Below are 19,057 nucleotides of genomic sequence, written 5' to 3'. Positions count from 1 at the left end.
TGAATTGCTATTGAAACTCGGCGGCACATCAAAAAAAGCGGTAGGAGTTCTGCCTCCCGCCGCTTTTCATCCATTCTATATCAGTTTCCCCGGTAAAGGACAGGTACTATGCACTCACTCGCCCTTATACGCCTTACGCAATACTGCAAGGTCAAATTTCTTCATCTGCATAAAAGCCTTCGTCACACGCGCGATTTGCTCCGGTGTTCCTTTTCCCAGCATCTCGTCCATTTCAGAGGGTACAATCTGCCACGAAATCCCGAACTTATCCTTCAGCCAGCCGCACTGCTCGGCTCCGGGAACGGCAGACAGCCTCTCCCAGTAGTGATCAATCTCCTCTTGTGAATCACATTTCACCATAAAGGAGATCGCCTCATTAAAGCTGAATTTATGCTCATGCGCACTGTCCATTGCGGTGAACCACTGGCTGCCCAGTCTAAAATCAGCGAACATAACCGTCCCTTCCTGATCAGGCTCTGAGCCTTTGGGATAGCGGGAAATCGTTCCCTGCTGTGAGTTGCCGAATACGGATAAATAGAGAGACATCGCCTCTTCCGCCTTGCCGCATTGATCACCTACAAACAAAAAGGACGGAATAATAGCCGGCCGCTCCTCGCCCTCCGGATTCGTAAGCATCAGCTGCCAGGACACCCCGAATTTATCCTGAATCCAGCCATACCGCTCACTGAACGGATATTTATCAAGCGGCATTAATGCTTGTCCGCCCTCAGATAGCTTGTTCCAGACTTCATCTATTTGTTTAGCAGCGTCCTCATCGCGTGACGGATCAAAATTAACGAAGAAAGACACAGACGGATTTAACTTAAAATAAGGGCCTGCACTGATGGCCATAAACTTCTGTCCCCATATCTCAAAAGAAACCTGGTCACAGTCGCCTGACGGTGTGTCGCGAAGCGTCGTAACACTCGTAACCTTGGATTCGGGGAACACAGAGGCGTAAAAATGAGCTGCTGCTACCGCTTCTTTGTCATACCATATATGCGTTACGATTGTTTGATTAGGGTTAGTCACCATTCATTCCTCCCCGGCTGTCTGCCCATTCGGAGCGACATTCACCTGAAAAGTAACGCCGAACTTGTCCTTAACAATCCCATACAGCGGACTCCAATCCGTCTTCTGCAGAGGCATAACCACCTGACCGCCTTCTCCCAGCGCAGCAAAAATCTCCCGCGCCTCTGCCTCCTCTGCAGGATGAATGGCAATCTGAACCGTATCCCCGTCCGCCTGATGTGCAGTACCCGGAAAAGTATCGGAAAACATAAGATCTGCATTACCCACCTTCAAATGTGCGTGCATAATGAGGGGCTTCATCTCTTCCGTCAGCGGATGATCCGGATTCTCCGGCAAATCCCCAAACGTCATAATCCCGACTACGCTCCCGCGCAGCGCTTTTTCATAAAAATGCAGAGCTTCTCTTGTGTTTCCGTTAAAAACAAAATACGGGTTCAAACCGATTGACATCATTTTCATCCCCTTTGGAACAAGTTGGTCAGTCAGCTTTATTATACACAAAATTTTAGGGAAATAAACGAGTTTTGCGAACGTATGAGCGTATGTTTTTCAATCACACTGAACCCCTGCCCGGGATTTGGTGATTTTACATAGTGAGTGGAATAGTGTCTTTCCACTTGGTCGTTACCTGATTTCGAGAAACGTAGCGGACGCTTCGAACCTTTTCCCCAGGACATATAAGCGGTATAGGATTCTTTAAGGTTGATCTCCCTTGCCGTTTTTCGGAATTCTTTCATGATGAAGCTAAATTGACCCAAGTTACCATGAAGGACCTGTTCAAGGTATGGAACCCTTCCTAATCTCCATTCCTCAACAAGCTTTGGAGAGACCTTCTCCATCTTCAAGAACAAGTCAAGCGGGCTCGCAAACCCTTTGTCCCAGACCAATTGCTTCACCGTATGCCGAACCTTCTTCTGTAGCTCTTGTCTATTCAAACAAACTACGACCTTTCACTGTGAAAATTGATTATTATCCTTGTGCTTTTTGCTCAACTCATTGTAATCCAGCTCAAACTGATCCATCCAAGATTGAATTGCTTCTTCTCCATACTTTTTTTCAAACTTGTTCCATTCCTCCCAAATATCCAATCTACCAAGTGTTTCCTTAAAATTTCTAAAAGGTTTATTACCATCAAGAGCATCAATTAATTTGTCCTCAGGATCGGATTGAGTACACTGAGCAAATCTTGTCATTATATTGAATGCCTCATTTGAACCAATCTTTGGAATATCGATATAACGCTCTTCGTTCTCCTCGTCATTCCAGTCGATTCCCGGTTCCCCTGTATACGCTTCATCTAAATCCAGAATGACTTGTCCTGTATGCAGATCCAAATAGTAAGGGTGCTCAAAATTGTTATCCAAGTACGCATCAATAAGCTCATCCATTAATTTCATTTTGATCGACCCCACTTAATTAATATGATCCTGTTTTGGCAGAACTACCTTTGCTCCACTCTTTGAAGCTACCCGATCATTATGCATTTACACATCCTGCAAACCAATATAATACATGACGACTTTATAGCCTTGTTCCTTCTTTACGCCCGATTAATTTCCTTATTTGCTTTACAGCTTCCCGTCCGGCATTAGTGCCAGCAAAAACCGTCATTACAGACTCTAGTTCAGTCATGACTAACAAGCTCAGTACGATTTCCGGCTACATCGTAAGTAATCACGAATTTTCGCCAGTGGCATCTTCACGTATCCGTTTGCCGTCTTTTACTTGGCCATATTCAGGATTTCAGCCTCAAGCTCTTCCCTCGTTAGATTTTTTAAATGCTTTTTAATGGTTGAGTTACTTAATTTGAGCATTATTTTGATCTCCTTAACCCGTCTATAATTCCCAATATTATTACTCAGCAACTTACAAGGTATAATATAAATAAAACGCGAGGATCAATCAATGGACAATATCGAGGACAAATATAACGCGGCTATGGCGCAAATTGAGGAACTTAAGCTGGAAGTCACCCGGTTGAGAGGTCTACTGGGGCTTCAGGATGATGACAGTAGAACATGTACTAATGAACAAATGGAACCATATTCCCCCTCATCGGCAAAAGAAAGCCAAGAGAGAGAGATTACATGCTTTTGCGAAAAATGTAATTCTGCTTAGAGGCGGAATGGGAAAAAAGCAGAGAGAGGCTCTCCGTGCCCAAATCGCCTCTATTCCAGACGATCAAGAACGAGTAATTATCGCTACCGGCAAGCTGATTGGTGAAGGCTTCGATGATTCTAGACTGGACACCTTGTTTCTTGTCCATCCGATTTCTTGGACAGGTACTTTGCAGCAATATGCAGGCCGCCTGCACCGAAGTCATGTGAATAAAGAAGAAGTGAAAATATATGATTACATTGACCTTCAGGTTCCTATTCAGGTTCCTATGCTGATGGCGATGTTCAAGAAAAGAGTAAAGGGATATCGGAAGATGGGATATCAGGGGGCGGAGTTGTATTAAAGTGTATAAAAATAGGCTGGGTGTGTTGAAACCCTGTCCGAAGATAACGGCACATAAGCTTCTACGAGTGTAGTCACGGATTTGATGTCACCTAGAAGCCCCCCGTAACCGGTCCCATTCGGGTCAGCCTGATTATCTTCTTCTGCTGACCCCAGGCGGAGACCAAACAGCGTTATCCCACTACGTGTTAGCCCTATCCCTGTCACATGGGCGATGCAGGGTAGGCTTAACAGTACTTAGCATATTTACGTTAAGTACTCCAGAATGTATAATTGTTATAACAGTTAAATATAATGATAAGGGGGACTTCTAATGAACAGGGTGGTTGAAATGGAACGAAAAGTTACAAAATTCGGAAACAGCTTAGGTATAACAATGACAGATGCTCTGAAACAAATAGGGCTAGACCAAGGTGATACCGTTCTTATCGACATAAACCAGTCCACTGGAGAAATCATTATCAGAAAATCAACAAAGGTGTCACTTCCCACTGGAATTAGTGAAGATTTCATGGATTCTTTAGCAGATGTCATTAATAAATACGATCAGACGTTACAAGGTCTCAAAGACAGATGATTCCAACTCGTTATTTATCCGTCCAAGAAGTCATAGCCATTAATCTCGCAATGATTCAACGCTACAGCCCAGGTGAACAAATTGGTGTAAAAGAGCCGGGGTTGCTAGAATCTGCAGTCCTTCGCCCACAATCTTCAGCTTTTGAAGAAGATGCCTACCCCACCATTTTTGAAAAAGCCGCCGCTTTGTTTGAGTCACTGGGTCAAAACCATCCGTTTCACAATGCAAATAAACGCACTGCTTTTACAGCACTTGTTATTTTTCTAAGATATAATGAATTGCGCTTTAATATGGATGTCAAAAAAGCTGAAGATTTCACCGTAGATATGGTTAACCATAGATATGAATTTCATGCACTAGCTAAGCTTATTAAAGCACATTGCGTCCCTGACAAAATGTCACCCTAGAAGCTCCTCATTTGAATTGACATGGCAAAGAATAATACTATAACTTATATTATATTCCTGTCTCTAACACCTCTGCTAATGTACAGAAGCCATCAGCAAAAAGGAGCATCCCTCACATTGGATGCTCCCTCATTCTTTACTTTCTCAAAGCATTGATCTCTTGCTCTGTTAATCCAGTCGGCTTAGCAATCGTCTTTATGTCCAGATTCATGGCAAGCATATTTTTAGCCACTTTCTTTATACCTGCTAGATCTGCACTTCCCAGCATAGAAGCCTCATCATGCAAATACTTCTGTCTGGCCTCATATAATCGTCTAGCGCCCGAATCCTGACTCAGATATTGCAGAGTATCCATGGCCTTTTCCAAATCCGGCTCATTTCTCCAACTCTGGATACTTCTCACCCTCACTGAGTTGACTCGCATACCGTTTGCTCCAATAAAAGAGTGTTCTTTTCTCTATGTCGTACTTATTAAATAACTGCATCTCTATATCAATCAGTTTACCTTCAGAAGTCTTGGCGTAAACATCAAAATAGATTGTTTGTCGAGTGGATCATCTTTATCCGTATAAGGGTTCATTAGGATGATCTCGGTCAGCGGCGGCTCGCCAGCTTCCGTAAAAATGCGGTTAAGAAACGCCAATAGCACATCCTTATTGTTCTCGCTGCCAAATATTCGTTTGAATACGAAGTCTACACGCGGGTCGAGTAATTCCATCGGCATCAGCTCCATTCGTTATTATTATAGTATTTTTCAAGTGTCCTGAACCTTGCAGAAAAATAACTATAACGAAAAAAGACACCCCTAAAGGTGTCTTTCACTTTACTCCATATGGAGTCGAGACGTGGACATGCAGAGCCACAATTCGGCGGGGGCTGCTGCTGGAATTGTACAAGATAGTCGTTTAGCAAACGTTAGTTTTCAATTGCATTTCTCCAGTATCAATCACAGCCTCTGCTTGTTTCAAGAAGTTAAAACCAAGGATGCCGTCAATCTCCATGCCATAATCCATGTTCCCAATTTCAACTTGAAAATCCTTAAGTATTGCTTCATCGACTATAATCGAGTCCAGGTATTTGGTGTACACATACTCCACGCCACCTACGCCCCGTATAATATCAACGATATCATTTCCTTCAGGTACCATGCCAATCTCCTGTACGACATCCGCGTTCAGAAGCGTGCTGGCAGAACCTGTATCAAGCAGCACCTTCTCAAGCCTTAACTCTCTCCCCCTAAACACAACTGTCATTCTAACAAAGGGAAGCCCGTAGATTTCCGTTATATTCATCTTGGCCCTCTGATCCCGATATATCGTTCTCGCGCTACAACCTCAGGACGGGAGGTGTGAAAAAAACAATACTCTCTGTGAGGGTCTTCCTGGTGCAGCTCACTGTAACGCTTCAATGCTTTGGTAGAATCCTCATAAGAATTAATCACGGACATCTCTTCAATAAAACGCTGGCCTTCCTTAGAATACGCCTTGGTCGCCTCAAGAACGACCCATTCATTCGGAAAACGCTCCTGAACTTCATCCCATCGCATCTTGAACACCTCCGGTTAAATAATTACTATTATTATAGCATATCAGGTGGTATCTTCTAAACCAGAGTCAGACCTCCACCCGATCTTTGGAGCTCTTTTATAAAGCGGTATCCCTCCAAAAATCCGACTACAAAAGCTTCCTCTTCTTCGAGACCCTGTTCTGCGTTCATAGCCTCTTCCATGAATCCGTACAATTCATGTTGATTCTCGTTTAAACTACTGTGCAGGCACTCGATTGCATAAGATGAATCATCGTTAGCTTTTCTGATATGAGGATTGTTAGAACGCATTCCCCATAATTCAAGATGTCTTCTAGCAGCCACCTCGCTCAGTATTTCTCTCATTCCATCAAGATAGGCGTTTTCTAGTGCTGCATATTCAGACAACGTCTCTCTTTTCTTCGGAAAATGCTTTCCCACTGTGTCCATCCTTACCATTGATATACGACAAGCTCCCATTCCTTATTCCCCCTTTCAAATCTACAATACTAGTGTTTCCTATTTACTAGATTTAAAACAACAAACAGTGAAAGGTAGCTGATTATTATATATAACGTACAGTAAAATACATTTGAAGGGAGGTGTACTATAGCGACTTATATAGTGAATACCAATACAAAGGAAGTTCACAAAACCGCTAAAGTAGAGTCACGCTGCAGAATTAATGAAATCAAACCCCAACATAGAATCGATACACATAATGCCCAGTTTTACTTTGCTCAAGGATTTAATGGCTGTAAATGGTGCTACTCAGAAAAGAATACTGGGTAAGCTATATAAATTAAATGAACCCGTATCTTCAAACCTTATGGTTTAAAATTACGGGTTCATTTTATGAATGACTATACCGTTCTTCTATTAACCCGTGTAGAACCCCTTTCCCAAAAATGGCCTTAAACCCTTGAGGGGAAAGGGATTTTAGAAACTGAGGGGAGTCGAACCCCTGTCCGAAAATAACGGCACATAAGCTTCTACGAGTGTAGTTACAGTTTTGATGTCACCCCAGAAGCACCCGTAACTATACAAAGCGGCCTAACTTATGAAAAGGGAGAATCCACATATAGGATGCTCCCTCATTCTTTACTTCCTCAAAGCATTGATCTCCTGCTCTGTTAATCCAGTAGCTTTAGCAATCGTCTTTATATCCAGATTCATGGCAAGCATATTTTTAGCCACTTTCTTTATACCTGCTAGTTCTGCACTTCCCAGCATAGAAGCCTCATCATGCAAATACTTCTGTCTGGCCTCATACAATCGTCTAGCATCCGAATCCTGACTCAGATATTGCAGAGTATCCATGGCCTTTTCCAAACCCGGCTCATTCATCTTCAGCACCTCCCATTGTGATGTATCGGCACCTTTCAGGAACAACAGCCAATTGATCAATCCGCCTTCGGACGGAACACTATGTTCATCCAGCTTCGGCAACTCCAAGAAATGAACCTCAATGTCGTCAATCAGGGATATCCCTGTCCGATCTTCCCGTAGATGAAATACGTTATGATATTGCTCGTTCTTCAAGAACGAATAGTTTAGAATGTTGATTGTTACGCATTTCTTCAACTCTAAATACTTCTCACCCTCACTGAGTTGACTCGCATATCGTTTGCTCCAGTAAAAAGCGTTCGTTTCTCTATATCATACTTATTGAAAAGCTGCATCTCAATATCAATCAGTTTGCCTTCAGAGGTCTTGGCATAAACATCAAAAATGGATTGTTTGTCGAGCGGATCGTCTTTATCCGTATAAGGATTCATTAGAATGATCTCGGTCAGCGGCGGCTCGCCAGCCTCTGTAAAAATGCGGTTAAGAAATGCCAGCAGCACATCCTTATTATTCTCGCAGCCAAATATCCGTTTGAACACAAAATCCACACGCGGGTCGAGTAATTCCATCGGCATCAGCTCCATTCTTTAATATTTATTATAACATTTTTCATTTGAAATGGGCTTCGAAGGAAAATACCTATAACGAAAAAAGACACCCCTAAAGGTGTCTTTCACTTTACTCCATATGGAGCCGAGGGGAGTCGAACCCCTGTCCGAAGATAACGGCACATAAGTTTCTACGAGTGTAGTCACGGATTTGATGTCACCCGAGTATCGCCCCGTAACCGGCTATACTTTGGGTCAGCCTGATTATCTTCTTCTGCTGACCCCAGGCGGAGACCAGACAGCGTATCCCACTACTTGTTAGCCCCTATCCCTGTCACATGGGCGATGCAGGGTAGAAGCACGCACACAGGTTATTAAGCTGCGAAAGCGTAGTTGTTTTGTTGTTTGCCGTTTAATAGGCTTTAGCGTTGATGAAGCGGACGCGTCCCCACTACTCGCTGCTCATGCTCGAACTACCCCCGTCGAATCCAAGAACGGCCCCTCATTAAAAAGGGCGCTTCGGATCAAGCGGATCTTCTAAGCAAGAGAGATCCAATCTGCAGCCTCTAACCTGAGGACTGCCACGAAGCAAAAATCTTACTTACACAGTATAGCACATCTATCAACACTTTAACACGTGGGTTAAAGGAATTGAAGGAGCAATCTGGAATTCTGTCTTCCGGTAACACCCGTTACCCGGATAAGGTTATCTGGCGATCTTTTGCTTCTCACGCAGCGCACGCTGGATATCGCGTTGAGCATCCTTTTTGGCGGCGGAGTCGCGTTTGTCGTATTGCTTCTTACCTTTACCGAGGCCGATCAGCAGCTTGGCATAGCCGTTACGCACATAGATCTTCAGCGGCACTATCGAGTAGCCATCCTGCTTGGACAAGCCGAGCAGCTTGTGGATCTGCACCTTATGCATCAGCAGCTTGCGCGTACGCGTCGGATCGTCAGGATTGGAACGGTTACCTTGCTCAAAAGGGCTGATATGCATGTTGTGGATATGAATCTCACCGTTACGGATGGTAGCGAACGCATCACCAATATTAGCACGGCCATTACGCAGCGACTTGATCTCTGTACCAGTCAGCACCATACCCGCTTCAAAAGTGTCCTCAATAAAATAATCATGGGAAGCTTTTTTGTTCTGGGCGAGCACTTTCCCGTCTGCTTTTTTACCCATGAAAGTCACTCCTTGAATCGATTTCCCCGCAGGAAGCGGAGTTAGTGTCAGATCTATATTGTATCAAAATCGATCCGGTGAACGCAAGGAAGAGCGTCTGTTGAGTTGAGCCTAATATCAGCTTGTTCGTTAATACCCATTTTGACAACTGTATGTCAGTAAGTTTGTCAACCTCACAAAATGTGTCTACTGTACAAGATCATTTCTTATAAATGTCCTCACTGGGCAGACGATTCTATAGATAAGAAAACGCCAGAAATACAAGAAAGGTACTACATCCTAATTAGGTAAAAAGAAGACTCGACCAGCTATGTCTGCAGCAATGGAACAATTGCCCTAACCACACCCTAGCCCGTTCAGTATGCTAACAGACACAGTTGACGTTATTTAGCAGTTTCTCCAGCATTTGTTCCGCTAAAGGACTCAGATGACGCTATTTGGCCAGATAAGCCTTGTCCTTCACCATCTAGTCACACATAAAGGTTCTGGAGTTCGCAGGTCGCTGCCTAATACTACATTACAGACTATAACGTCATCTGAGTCCGTAAGGCTCTCAAACTGTAAGGCTTGCACGTTATCATTGCGTGAAATTGCTGAGTGTGACTACTATGACCAGTGCACTTCGTGTGAATGGGGCTGGTGATTTGCGTGCTTTGTGTGATTTGTGTGCTTTGTGTGATTTGTGTGATTTGTGTGATTTGTGTGCTTTATGTGCTTTATGTGCTTTATGTGCTTTATGTGCTTTATGTGCTTTATGTGCTTTATGTGCTTTATGTGCTTTATGTGCTTTATGTGCTTTATGTGAATGTGACTGGTTGCTCATGTGACTCGCATGACTGGTGTGACCAGTTTGTTCGTATGACTTTTATGATACTTATGACCAGTGTGATTCCGCCTGATGTGACTGGTTTGATTCGTATGATTCGTATGATTCGTGCGATTCGCGTAACTGGCGTGACTCGCGTAACTGTTATTACCATTGTGACTAATCTTATGCGGCCGAGTAAACATGCTCCTACGTACCTGCAAACAACTCAGTCGTTATGAATCTACGTGCTCAACTTATATAACACAAAAGAGCGCTGGACGCGCAAAAAAGCGCCCCAAGCAGCCATATAAGCTGCTTGAAGCGCCCCTCAGTCTCAGTCTACTCCTGAGACTTTTTTTTCTTTTTCTTGCGGCGCACGGCGTTCTCCGCGTTGCCGCTGCCCTGGCCGCCCGGCGTGACAGCCGGGCTAGTGAAGACGCCGCCGTTCTTCTTGCGGCGGCCCTTGTCCTTGCCGCTGCCGCTGCTGCGGCTCTCAAACCCGCGGTCCTCCCGGCTGGTGAACCGGGTGTTCGCGTCAACCCCGCGCAGCTCGCCGCTGCCCGCGCCGTCTCCAGCCGGCGCGCCGTAGCCGCCCTTGCCGGAGCCGAAGCTGAAGCTGATGCCGCGACCCGCGGCATCGCCTCCAGCCGCTCCGCCGCGGCCTCTTCCGCCGCCGCTGCGCTCACGCGGCGCACTGCTGCCGCCCGCTTCGCCGTTCAGGGCGGCAAAGGCACGGCGTGCGGCCTCAGCCGGGCCGCCGGCCCCGCGCTTGCCGCGCGCAGGCGCACTATTCTGTGCGCCGCCAAGCTCCGCCGCATCGCTGCGCGGCGTCGTCTCCCAGGCGCCGGTGCCCGCAGCGCCGCCCTTGAACCTGCCCTTACCCGCTGCTCCACCAGCCTTGCCCGTAGCTCCTACGGACTTGCCCTTACCGGCAGCACCTTTGCCTGCGCCTGCAGCGCCGCCCGGTTTGCCTCTGCCCTCGCCAGCAGCGCCGGGCTTGCCTTTACCGCCGCGTCCGCCTCTACCTCCGGCGGAGCCGCCGCCCTTGCCCGGACGGCCGCCATAGCTGCGGTGCTCGCCCGCTGCACGCGGCTTCATGTCGACCAGCTCGAAGTCGATTGTGTGGTCGTCCATGTTCACCTTGGCCACACGGATCTTCACCTCGTCGCCGATGCGGAACACCTTGGAGGTGCGCTCGCCGATGAGCGCCATATGGCCTTCGTCGAAGTGATAATAGTCGTCTGTCAGGGCGCTGAGACGAATCAGGCCTTCGACTGTATTTTCCAGCTCAATGAACATTCCGAAGCTGGTCACACTGCTGACCATTGCATCGAATTCCTCACCGACCTTATCCTGCATGTATTCAGCCTTCTTCAGCTGCTCAGTATCGCGCTCAGCCTCGACTGCCACACGTTCGCGCTCGGAGGACTGCTGGGCAATATCCGGCATCCGGGTGGCCAGATATTCATGCCGTTTCTCAGTCAGCGCACCGCCGTTCTCAATCACCTCACGCATCACCCGGTGAATGACAAGGTCGGGATAACGGCGGATCGGTGAAGTGAAGTGGGAATAATATTCTGCCGCCAGACCGAAGTGACCTGTGCTCTCGGCATCGTACTTCGCCTGCTTCATCGAACGCAGCATCATCGTGCTGATTACCGTCTGCTCCTTCGTACCCTCGATCTGCTCCAGCAGATCCTGCAGGGCACGCGGGTGGATGGAGTTGCCCCGGCCTTTGACATGATAGCCAAAGTTAGCGGCAAAGGCCATAAAGTTCTGCAGCTTCTCCTGATCCGGGTCCTCGTGAATCCGGTACAGGAACGGCACCTTCAGCCAGTGGAAATGCTCGGCAACTGTCTCATTGGCAGCCAGCATGAATTCCTCGATAATCTGCTCGGCGACAGAACGCTCGCGCTTAACAATATCGATGGCCTTGCCGGTTTCATCCACAATGATCTTGCTCTCTTCAAAATCAAAATCAACCGCCCCGCGCCGCATCCGCGCACCCCGCAGCTTCATCGCCAGCTCTTTCATCAGGCGGAAATCCTCAATCAGCGGACTGTAACGCTCCAGCAGCTCAGGATCCTCATCCTCAACGATTTTGCGGACATCGGAATAGGTCATTCTTTCCTTGGTCCGGATTACGCTCGTAAAGACATCATGCTTCACGACCTTCATGTGCTCATTGAACTCCATCTCACAGGACATGGTGAGCCGGTCCACTTTGGGATTAAGACTGCAGATCCCGTTCGACAGCCGGTGCGGCAGCATTGGAATAACCCGGTCTACCAGGTATACACTGCATCCCCGGTCATACGCTTCCTTATCCAGCTCAGAGCCTTCACACACATAGTAACCGACGTCAGCAATATGAACGCCCAGCTTGTAGTTGCCGTTCTCCAGACGCTGCACATTAACCGCATCATCAAGGTCCTTGGCATCTGCGCCGTCAATGGTTACGATGTTCAGCCCGCGCAGATCGCGGCGTCCCTGCTGGACAATCTCCTCTTCCGTAATGGAATCCGGGGCCTGCTCCGCTTCCCGCATCACTTCAGCCGGAAAAGCCTCCGGCAGCTGGTGCTTACGGATGACAGACAGAATGTCAACTCCCGGGTCATCCTTATGCCCGAGAATCTCGATGATCTCCCCTTCAGCCGCCGCCCGGCCTTCCGGGTAGTTTACAATGCGGACGACAACCTTTTCACCGTCAACCGCACCGCCAAACGACTGCTTCGGAATAAAAATGTCCCGGTTAATCCGCTTATCATCCGGCAGTACAAAGCCGTACGTTTCCAGACTCTGAAATACCCCTACAGTCTGCAGTACGCCGCGTTTGACGATCCGTACTACTTCACCTTCCATGCGTCCGCCTGACGGACTCTTGGAGGTAATCCGAATCAATACGATATCTCCATTCATCGCGCCTTTAAGATCATTGGCATGAATGTAGACATCCGGATGTTCCCGGTCATCAGGAATCAGGAAGGCAAAGCCTTTGGCATGAGCCTGCAGACGCCCGCGCAAAAGATCCATCCGTTCAGGCACACCATAGCGGCTGTTACGGGTCAGCACAATCCGGCCGTCCTGCTCCAGCTCAGAGAGCAAATCCTCAAATGCTTTAAAGGCAGCGCTGTCCTCTATCGCAAAATGGCTGACCAGCTCGTCGTAAGTCAATGGTTTATAAGCGGTTTCCCGCATGAAATCAAGTAGGATTTCCTGTGTTATCAATTAAGTCACCTCGGCCCTTTCGCAGCATTCGCATGCTGCCGGCAAATATGTATGTCTTGTCCTCTTCTGCCTGTCAGTCTTCAAGTAAATTTTACCTCTATATACTTCATACCCTAGTATACACGAAATCAATCCCGGCCATCCCTGTTATCATTAGCCCAACGTTAACATACATACAAAATTTCAAAAAAATAAAAAGCCCCCACCCCATTCCTTACAGAACAGGGCAAAGGCTTATTAAGTACAGGGTTAGTCAACAAAAACGGCAACAACGATCGACATAATGAAGAAACCGGCTGCCAGTCCAACTGTTACACGCTGCAGTACGAGTTCCATACCGCGTGCTTTGGTTTTACCGAAGAGATGCTCAGCACCGCCGGAGATGGCACCGGAAAGACCTGCGCTTTTCCCCTTTTGCAGAAGAACGACCGCAATCAGACCGACGGAAAAAATCAGGAGCACTACTTTCAAAAGGATATCCATTCACTTCCACCTCCTACGTCCAAGCATCACTATCTATGGTAATTTAGATTTCACGAATTCATAAACAGCATTTTTATTTTATCATAGCGCCAAAGGTATTACAACCATTCTATGCCAAGGTTTATGCCCTGCTTCTTAATAAGGCTAAGGTCAGCAGTATTATAGCAGAGATGATTATAACCGGAGCAGCAAAGAAAGCATAGGCGATACCCTCCCAGCCCCTGATAACTAAAAAACTGAGCACAAGCAAGATTACTCCGCCCGCTAGTCCAGTAATCGCCGGATAATAGATCAGCCTTCTGCGCCAGCCATGGTCCCGTGATAAAAATAGACTAATGAATACAATCAGTAGGCCGGTTAGTATACCCGCTAACAATACCATTCTGATCACCTTCCATAAATGTATATTATTAGAATACACCCGGGACTCTGCAGATGCAATTTACCAGCGAATATGAAAAAGCCTGCCGGAAACCGGCAGGCTTGGTAAAGCTTATATCAAAAGAGATTATCTTTTGAGGTTGTAGAAGGATTTCAGGCCGTTGTATTGAGCCAGTTCACCCAGTTCGTCTTCGATGCGAAGCAATTGGTTGTACTTGGCAACACGGTCAGTACGGGAAGGAGCACCTGTTTTGATCTGGCCAGCATTGGTAGCAACAGCGATGTCAGCGATTGTGCTGTCTTCGGACTCACCGGAACGGTGGGAGATAACAGCAGTGTAGCCGGCACGTTTAGCCATTTCGATAGCATCGAAGGTTTCAGTCAGTGTACCAATCTGGTTAACCTTAACCAGGATGGAGTTACCGATACCTTTTTCGATACCTGTAGCAAGACGCTCAGTGTTAGTAACGAACAGGTCATCACCAACCAATTGAACTTTATCGCCCAATTTTTCAGTGAGCAATTTCCAGCCATCCCAGTCGTCTTCGGACATGCCGTCTTCGATTGTGATGATTGGGTATTTCTCAACCCAGGAAGCCAGAAGGTCAACATACTCAGCGGAAGTGTAGGATTTGCCTTCACCAGCAAGTGTGTATTTACCATCTTTGTAGAACTCAGTGGAAGCTACGTCCATACCAAGGAATACGTCAACGCCTGGTTTGTAACCGGCTTTTTCGATTGCTTCGATGATTGTAGTGATTGCTTCTTCGTTCGAACCAAGGTTTGGAGCGAAGCCGCCTTCGTCACCTACAGCTGTGTTCAGGCCTTTGGAGCTCAGTACGGATTTCAGGTTGTGGAAGATTTCAGCGCCTACGCGAAGAGCTTCTTTGAAGCTAGGAGCTCCAACAGGCAGAACCATGAACTCTTGAACGTCGATGTTGTTGTCAGCATGCTCACCACCGTTGATGATGTTCATCATTGGTACCGGCAGTGCTTTAGCGTTGAATCCGCCCAGGTATACGTACAAAGGAATGTCCAGAGCTGCTGCAGCTGCGCGAGCTACTGCCATGGAAACTGCCAGGATTGCGTTAGCGCCCAGCTTGCCTTTGTTGTGGGTTCCGTCCAGAGTGATCATCAGCTTGTCGATGCCCACTTGGTCAAGAGCGTCCATACCGATTACTTCTGGAGCGATAATTTCGTTCACGTTCTCAACAGCCTTCAGAACGCCTTTGCCCAGGTAACGGGATTTGTCGCCGTCACGAAGCTCAACAGCTTCATGAGCGCCGGTGGAAGCGCCGGAAGGAACGATAGCGCGGCCTTTAGCGCCGGATTCCAGGTAAACGTCAACCTCTACAGTAGGGTTACCGCGGGAGTCAAGGACTTCGCGTGCATATACATCAGAAATAATAGTCATGTAAGTTAATCTCCTTTTAACAATGGTTTTGGTTATTGCAAAGCGTTCATTAAGCTCCTGCTTATTTGCGGCTGGCAATCATGGATTGTCCGGTCATTTCCGCAGGCTGCGGAAGTCCCATCAGATCCAGAATTGTCGGTGCTACATCGGCAAGGATACCGGATTCGCGCAGAACAACATTCTCAGTGGTTACGATGAAAGGAACCGGATTGGTGGTATGGGCGGTGAATGGTCGGCCATTCTCGTCGAATACCATATCAGCATTACCATGATCGGCAATGATAATCGCAACACCGCCCTTGGCAACAACAGCATCCACGACTTTACCCACACATTCATCCGTTACTTCAACCGCCTTGATTGTAGGCTCCAGCATGCCGGAGTGGCCTACCATATCAGGGTTCGCAAAGTTCAGGATAATGGCATCCTGTCTGTCCGCTTCGATCTCCGCTACGCAGGCCGCCGCCACTTCGTATGCGCTCATCTCAGGCTGCAGATCATAGGTTGCCACTTTTGGCGAGTTAATCAGGATACGGGTTTCGCCAGGAAGCTCTTCATCGCGTCCGCCGCTGAAGAAGAAGGTTACGTGCGGGTACTTTTCAGTTTCCGCAATACGCAGCTGCTTCTTGTTATTCTGTACCAGCACTTCACCCAGTGTGTTGTCCAGGTTCTTCGGCGAGTAGGCTACGTAGCCCTGCACCGTTTCACTGAACGTGGTCAGGCACACGAAGTGCAGACCCTGCGGGAAGAGCGGCCCGCGGTCAAAGCCGCGGAAATCAGAGTTAGTGAATACCTGCGACAGCTGAATCGCACGGTCAGGACGGAAGTTCAGGAATACGACAGAATCGCCGCTTTCCACTACGCCTACCGGCTGATCATTACTGTCCACGATTACACTAGGCTCAACGAATTCATCATACACGGAATTCTGGTAGGATGCAGTGATTGCCTGCAGGGCATCGGTATATTTAGGGCCTTCGCCATATACCATTGCACGGTAGGCCTTCTCTACACGTTCCCAGCGTTTGTCACGATCCATCGCGTAGTAGCGTCCGGATACCGTAGCAATTGTACCTACGCCAACTTCTTCGATCTTCGCAACCAGATCCTGAACGAACTTTTGTCCGCTGTCAGGCGCTACGTCGCGGCCGTCCATGAATGCATGGATATACACTTCGTGCATATCTTCTTTCTTGGCCAGATCCAGCATGGCAAACAGGTGGTTAATGTGACTGTGCACGCCGCCGTCGGAAACGAGCGCATACAGGTGAAGCTTTTTGCCGGTGGTCTTAGCGCTTTTTACAGCAGCAACCAGCGTTTCGTTCTCAAAGAACTCACCGTCACGGATCGACTTGTCGATACGGGTCAGATCCTGGTATACGATCCGTCCTGCGCCGATGTTAAGGTGTCCTACCTCCGAGTTGCCCATTTGTCCTTCAGGCAGGCCTACAGCTTCACCGCAGGCGGTAAGCGTAGTGTTCGGATATTGCTTCAGATAACGGTCGTAGTTAGGCTTGTTGGCTTGGGCAACCGCGTTGCCTTCATCCGTATTGCGCAAACCGAAACCGTCCATGATAATCAGAGCTACAGGTCTTGGAGATGACATCCTTACAATGCCCCCTCAACGAGTGAAACGAAGGAAGCAGGCTGCAGGCTGGCACCGCCGACGAGAGCGCCGTCGATGTCGCTTTGACTCATGTACTCCGTTACATTCTCAGGCTTCACGCTGCCGCCGTATTGAATACGGACAACTTCAGCTGTTGCTTCATCGTACAGATCTTTTACAAGAGTACGGATGTACGCAATAACTTCGTTGGCATCTTGGGAAGTAGAGGATTTACCAGTACCAATCGCCCAGATTGGCTCATATGCGATAACAACCTGAGCTGCCTGCTCAGCACTCAGACCGGCAAAAGCACCTTCAGTCTGTACTTTGCAAACTTCCTTAGTCTGGTCAGCTTCGCGCTCTTCAAGCTTTTCGCCGACACATACAATAGGAGTGATGCCGTGGCGGAATGCCGCGTGCATTTTTTTGTTTACAATTTCATCTGTTTCGCCGAAATAAGCGCGGCGCTCAGAGTGCCCGATGATTACGTAGTCTACGCCAAGGTCCTTCAGCATAACGCCGCTGATTTCGCCTGTGTAAGCTCCGTTATCTTCAAAGTGCAGGTTTTGTGCACCGATTTTGATGCTTGTGCCTTTAACCGCTGCTACCAGGGCAGGCAGGTTAGTAAAAGGAGCGCAAATTACAGTTTCCACGCCTTCCACTTCCGCCTTACCTTTAACTTCAGCGATGAAGCCTTCAGCTTCCGGAACGGTTTTGAACATTTTCCAGTTGCCTGCGATAATAGGTGTTCTGCTCATAATCTTGTATTGCCTCCTTCTGTGCCTCTTACTTGTCGTTCAGTGCTTCTACGCCAGGAAGTGCCTTGCCTTCCATGAACTCCAGGGATGCGCCGCCGCCAGTGGAGATGTGATCCATTTGGTCAGCCAGGTGGAATTTTTCTGCTGCCGCTGCGGAATCACCGCCGCCGATAACAGTGTAGCCTTCAGTTGTTGCGCAAGCCTGCGCTACAGCCTTGGTTCCTTCAGCAAAGATATCGATTTCGAATACGCCCATAGGTCCGTTCCAGACAACCAGCTTGGAGTCTTTGATGATATTGGCGTAGATTTCACGGGTTTTAGGGCCGATGTCCAGACCTTCCCAGTCAGCAGGAATATCAGTTGCATCTACAATCTTGGTGTTGGCATCTGCACCGAACTTGTCAGCGACAACAACGTCAACCGGAAGTACGAAGTTTTTGCCCAGTTTTTTAGCCTTCTCGATGAATCCGAGCGCAGCATCGATTTTATCGTTGTCTACCAGCGATTTACCGATTTCATAGCCTTGAGCTTTGGTGAATGTATAAGAAAGGCCGCCGCCAATCAGAACATTGTCAGCCAGGTTCAAGAGATTGTCGATAACGTCGATTTTGTCCTTAACCTTGGAACCGCCGATGATGGCAGTGAAAGGACGCTCAGGGTTCGAAAGAGCTTTGCCCAGTACGGACAATTCTTTCTCCATCAGCAGACCGGATACAGCCGGCAGGAAGTGAGCGATTCCTTCAGTAGAAGCATGAGCACGGTGAGCCGCGCCGAACGCGTCATTTACGAACAGGTCAGCCAGTTCAGCGAACTGCTTAGCCAGTTCAGGATCGTTCTTTTCTTCGCCCGGATAGAAACGGACATTCTCAAGCACTAGCACGTCGCCTTCATTCAGCTCAGCGATTTGCGCTTTAACAGCTTCGCCGACAGCTTCATCAGCCTTGGCTACCGGTTTGCCGAGCAGCTCGGACAGACGCTCAGCAGCAACGGTAAGACGCATGGAATCAACGAATTGACCTTTCGGACGGCCCATATGGCTGGCCAGAATGACCTTTGCACCGTTTTCGATCAGGTATTTAATCGTTGGAAGGGTTTCGCGGATACGGGTATCATCAGTGATCTTGCCGTCTTCCACCGGAACGTTAAAATCGACGCGCACGAATACGCGTTTGCCTGCTACTTCTACATCACGGACGCTTTTTTTGTTCATGATTAGTCTTCCTCCACACCCAAATTTAGAAAGAGCGGAAACAAGGAACCTCTGTTTCCGCTCTATAGATGCTGCTTATGTTAAGCCG

The 19,057-nt window shown here is 47.8% G+C and carries 19 protein-coding genes, 1 other RNA gene and 2 pseudogenes; 4 read left to right on the top strand and 18 right to left on the bottom strand.

From position 1 onward, the window contains the following. Positions 1-114 precede the first annotated feature (114 nt). The 4 genes from R70723_RS00975 to R70723_RS00960 are packed head-to-tail and all read right to left on the bottom strand — an operon-like array spanning position 115 to position 2,429. Positions 115-1,035 carry a VOC family protein gene (locus R70723_RS00975; protein ID WP_039869087.1) on the bottom strand — a complete coding sequence of 307 codons (921 nt, stop codon included), beginning with the start codon at positions 1,033-1,035 and terminating at the stop codon, positions 115-117. Then, positions 1,036-1,482: a VOC family protein gene (locus tag R70723_RS00970; protein WP_039869086.1), complete on the bottom strand. Its 447-nt coding sequence runs from the start codon at positions 1,480-1,482 to the stop codon at positions 1,036-1,038. Between the two features lie 41 nt (positions 1,483-1,523). Then, positions 1,524-1,928: a hypothetical protein gene (locus R70723_RS00965; RefSeq protein ID WP_052421135.1), complete on the bottom strand. Its 405-nt coding sequence runs from the start codon at positions 1,926-1,928 to the stop codon at positions 1,524-1,526. Between the two features lie 54 nt (positions 1,929-1,982). Then, positions 1,983-2,429, bottom strand: a complete 447-nt coding sequence (locus tag R70723_RS00960; RefSeq protein ID WP_039869085.1) for a UPF0158 family protein — start codon at positions 2,427-2,429, stop codon at positions 1,983-1,985. 605 nt (positions 2,430-3,034) lie between these two features. On the opposite strand from R70723_RS00960, the gene R70723_RS00955 reads away from it, so the two are divergent. From R70723_RS00955 to R70723_RS00945, 3 genes are all read left to right on the top strand, one after another. Continuing rightward, on the top strand, positions 3,035-3,493 hold the full coding sequence (locus R70723_RS00955; RefSeq protein ID WP_231574809.1) for a helicase: 459 nt from the start codon (positions 3,035-3,037) through the stop codon (positions 3,491-3,493). Positions 3,494-3,805: 312 nt separating this feature from the next. Beyond that, positions 3,806-4,069 (top strand): AbrB/MazE/SpoVT family DNA-binding domain-containing protein, encoded by a 264-nt coding sequence (locus R70723_RS00950; RefSeq protein ID WP_039869084.1) that lies wholly within the window; start codon positions 3,806-3,808, stop codon positions 4,067-4,069. Further along, positions 4,066-4,476: a type II toxin-antitoxin system death-on-curing family toxin gene (locus tag R70723_RS00945; protein WP_039869083.1), complete on the top strand. Its 411-nt coding sequence runs from the start codon at positions 4,066-4,068 to the stop codon at positions 4,474-4,476. The genes R70723_RS00950 and R70723_RS00945 overlap by 4 nt, the downstream gene beginning before the upstream one ends. A 136-nt stretch (positions 4,477-4,612) precedes the next feature. On the opposite strand, the pseudogene R70723_RS32675 reads toward R70723_RS00945, so the two are convergent. The 7 genes and pseudogenes from R70723_RS32675 to smpB all read right to left on the bottom strand — a co-directional run bounded on the left by R70723_RS32675 (position 4,613) and on the right by smpB (position 9,081). Next, positions 4,613-5,209: pseudogene (locus R70723_RS32675) on the bottom strand (Rpn family recombination-promoting nuclease/putative transposase). A 172-nt stretch (positions 5,210-5,381) separates the two neighbouring features. Beyond that, positions 5,382-5,768, bottom strand: coding sequence for a retropepsin-like aspartic protease (locus R70723_RS00930; protein WP_039869081.1), 387 nt, complete (start codon positions 5,766-5,768; stop codon positions 5,382-5,384). Further along, the gene (locus R70723_RS00925; protein ID WP_019914311.1) at positions 5,765-6,022 is read right to left on the bottom strand and encodes a hypothetical protein; all 258 of its coding nucleotides are present in this window, start codon (positions 6,020-6,022) and stop codon (positions 5,765-5,767) included. Before R70723_RS00925 ends, R70723_RS00930 begins: the two co-directional genes overlap by 4 nt. 56 nt (positions 6,023-6,078) lie before the next feature. After that, positions 6,079-6,441: a DUF6809 family protein gene (locus R70723_RS00920; RefSeq protein ID WP_144027155.1), complete on the bottom strand. Its 363-nt coding sequence runs from the start codon at positions 6,439-6,441 to the stop codon at positions 6,079-6,081. A 660-nt stretch (positions 6,442-7,101) separates the two neighbouring features. Continuing rightward, positions 7,102-7,916, bottom strand: a pseudogene (locus R70723_RS31355) (Rpn family recombination-promoting nuclease/putative transposase). 116 nt (positions 7,917-8,032) lie between these two features. Further along, positions 8,033-8,397: a transfer-messenger RNA gene (gene ssrA, locus R70723_RS32510) on the bottom strand. A 204-nt stretch (positions 8,398-8,601) separates the two neighbouring features. Next, a complete protein-coding gene (gene smpB / locus R70723_RS00910; RefSeq protein ID WP_039869079.1) occupies positions 8,602-9,081 on the bottom strand; it encodes an SsrA-binding protein SmpB in 480 nt (159 codons plus the stop codon). Between the two features lie 630 nt (positions 9,082-9,711). Between smpB and R70723_RS33170 the strand changes: the two genes are divergently transcribed. Next, positions 9,712-10,128, top strand: coding sequence for a hypothetical protein (locus R70723_RS33170; RefSeq protein WP_156123770.1), 417 nt, complete (start codon positions 9,712-9,714; stop codon positions 10,126-10,128). Between the two features lie 100 nt (positions 10,129-10,228). Here R70723_RS33170 and rnr read toward each other — a convergent pair whose 3' ends face one another. From rnr to R70723_RS00875, 7 genes are all read right to left on the bottom strand, one after another. Then, the gene (gene rnr / locus R70723_RS31350) at positions 10,229-13,117 is read right to left on the bottom strand and encodes a ribonuclease R (protein ID WP_047170987.1); all 2,889 of its coding nucleotides are present in this window, start codon (positions 13,115-13,117) and stop codon (positions 10,229-10,231) included. Between the two features lie 249 nt (positions 13,118-13,366). Then, positions 13,367-13,600 (bottom strand): preprotein translocase subunit SecG, encoded by a 234-nt coding sequence (secG, locus tag R70723_RS00900; RefSeq protein WP_039869077.1) that lies wholly within the window; start codon positions 13,598-13,600, stop codon positions 13,367-13,369. Between the two features lie 121 nt (positions 13,601-13,721). Next, positions 13,722-13,982 (bottom strand): YesK family protein, encoded by a 261-nt coding sequence (locus R70723_RS34340; protein WP_039869075.1) that lies wholly within the window; start codon positions 13,980-13,982, stop codon positions 13,722-13,724. A gap of 126 nt (positions 13,983-14,108) precedes the next feature. Continuing rightward, on the bottom strand, positions 14,109-15,395 hold the full coding sequence (gene eno, locus R70723_RS00890) for a phosphopyruvate hydratase (RefSeq protein WP_039869073.1): 1,287 nt from the start codon (positions 15,393-15,395) through the stop codon (positions 14,109-14,111). A gap of 61 nt (positions 15,396-15,456) precedes the next feature. Next, complete coding sequence (gene gpmI / locus R70723_RS00885; protein ID WP_039869071.1) at positions 15,457-17,001, bottom strand: 2,3-bisphosphoglycerate-independent phosphoglycerate mutase; 1,545 nt, start codon at positions 16,999-17,001, stop codon at positions 15,457-15,459. 2 nt (positions 17,002-17,003) lie between these two features. After that, complete coding sequence (gene tpiA / locus R70723_RS00880) at positions 17,004-17,759, bottom strand: triose-phosphate isomerase (protein WP_039869070.1); 756 nt, start codon at positions 17,757-17,759, stop codon at positions 17,004-17,006. A 28-nt stretch (positions 17,760-17,787) separates the two neighbouring features. Beyond that, complete coding sequence (locus R70723_RS00875) at positions 17,788-18,969, bottom strand: phosphoglycerate kinase (RefSeq protein WP_039869064.1); 1,182 nt, start codon at positions 18,967-18,969, stop codon at positions 17,788-17,790. Positions 18,970-19,057: the final 88 nt, after the last annotated feature.

Source organism: Paenibacillus sp. FSL R7-0273 (assembly GCF_000758625.1).
GTDB lineage: Bacteria > Bacillota > Bacilli > Paenibacillales > Paenibacillaceae > Paenibacillus_AQ.
Note: the sequence above shows the minus strand (reverse complement) of the source record. Positions and strands in the feature narration are given on the sequence as shown.

Coding starts and splice junctions, on each gene's coding strand:
- R70723_RS00975 (WP_039869087.1), bottom strand. CDS start 1,035: ATGGTGACTAACCCTAATCAAACAATCGTAACGCATATATGGTATGAC.
- R70723_RS00945 (WP_039869083.1), top strand. CDS start 4,066: ATGATTCCAACTCGTTATTTATCCGTCCAAGAAGTCATAGCCATTAAT.
- R70723_RS00970 (WP_039869086.1), bottom strand. CDS start 1,482: ATGTCAATCGGTTTGAACCCGTATTTTGTTTTTAACGGAAACACAAGA.
- eno (WP_039869073.1), bottom strand. CDS start 15,395: ATGACTATTATTTCTGATGTATATGCACGCGAAGTCCTTGACTCCCGC.
- smpB (WP_039869079.1), bottom strand. CDS start 9,081: ATGGGTAAAAAAGCAGACGGGAAAGTGCTCGCCCAGAACAAAAAAGCT.
- R70723_RS34340 (WP_039869075.1), bottom strand. CDS start 13,982: ATGGTATTGTTAGCGGGTATACTAACCGGCCTACTGATTGTATTCATT.
- R70723_RS00875 (WP_039869064.1), bottom strand. CDS start 18,969: ATGAACAAAAAAAGCGTCCGTGATGTAGAAGTAGCAGGCAAACGCGTA.
- R70723_RS00950 (WP_039869084.1), top strand. CDS start 3,806: ATGAACAGGGTGGTTGAAATGGAACGAAAAGTTACAAAATTCGGAAAC.
- R70723_RS00930 (WP_039869081.1), bottom strand. CDS start 5,768: ATGAATATAACGGAAATCTACGGGCTTCCCTTTGTTAGAATGACAGTT.
- R70723_RS00925 (WP_019914311.1), bottom strand. CDS start 6,022: ATGCGATGGGATGAAGTTCAGGAGCGTTTTCCGAATGAATGGGTCGTT.
- gpmI (WP_039869071.1), bottom strand. CDS start 17,001: ATGTCATCTCCAAGACCTGTAGCTCTGATTATCATGGACGGTTTCGGT.
- tpiA (WP_039869070.1), bottom strand. CDS start 17,759: ATGAGCAGAACACCTATTATCGCAGGCAACTGGAAAATGTTCAAAACC.
- R70723_RS00955 (WP_231574809.1), top strand. CDS start 3,035: ATGATGACAGTAGAACATGTACTAATGAACAAATGGAACCATATTCCC.
- R70723_RS00960 (WP_039869085.1), bottom strand. CDS start 2,429: ATGAAATTAATGGATGAGCTTATTGATGCGTACTTGGATAACAATTTT.
- secG (WP_039869077.1), bottom strand. CDS start 13,600: ATGGATATCCTTTTGAAAGTAGTGCTCCTGATTTTTTCCGTCGGTCTG.
- R70723_RS33170 (WP_156123770.1), top strand. CDS start 9,712: ATGGGGCTGGTGATTTGCGTGCTTTGTGTGATTTGTGTGCTTTGTGTG.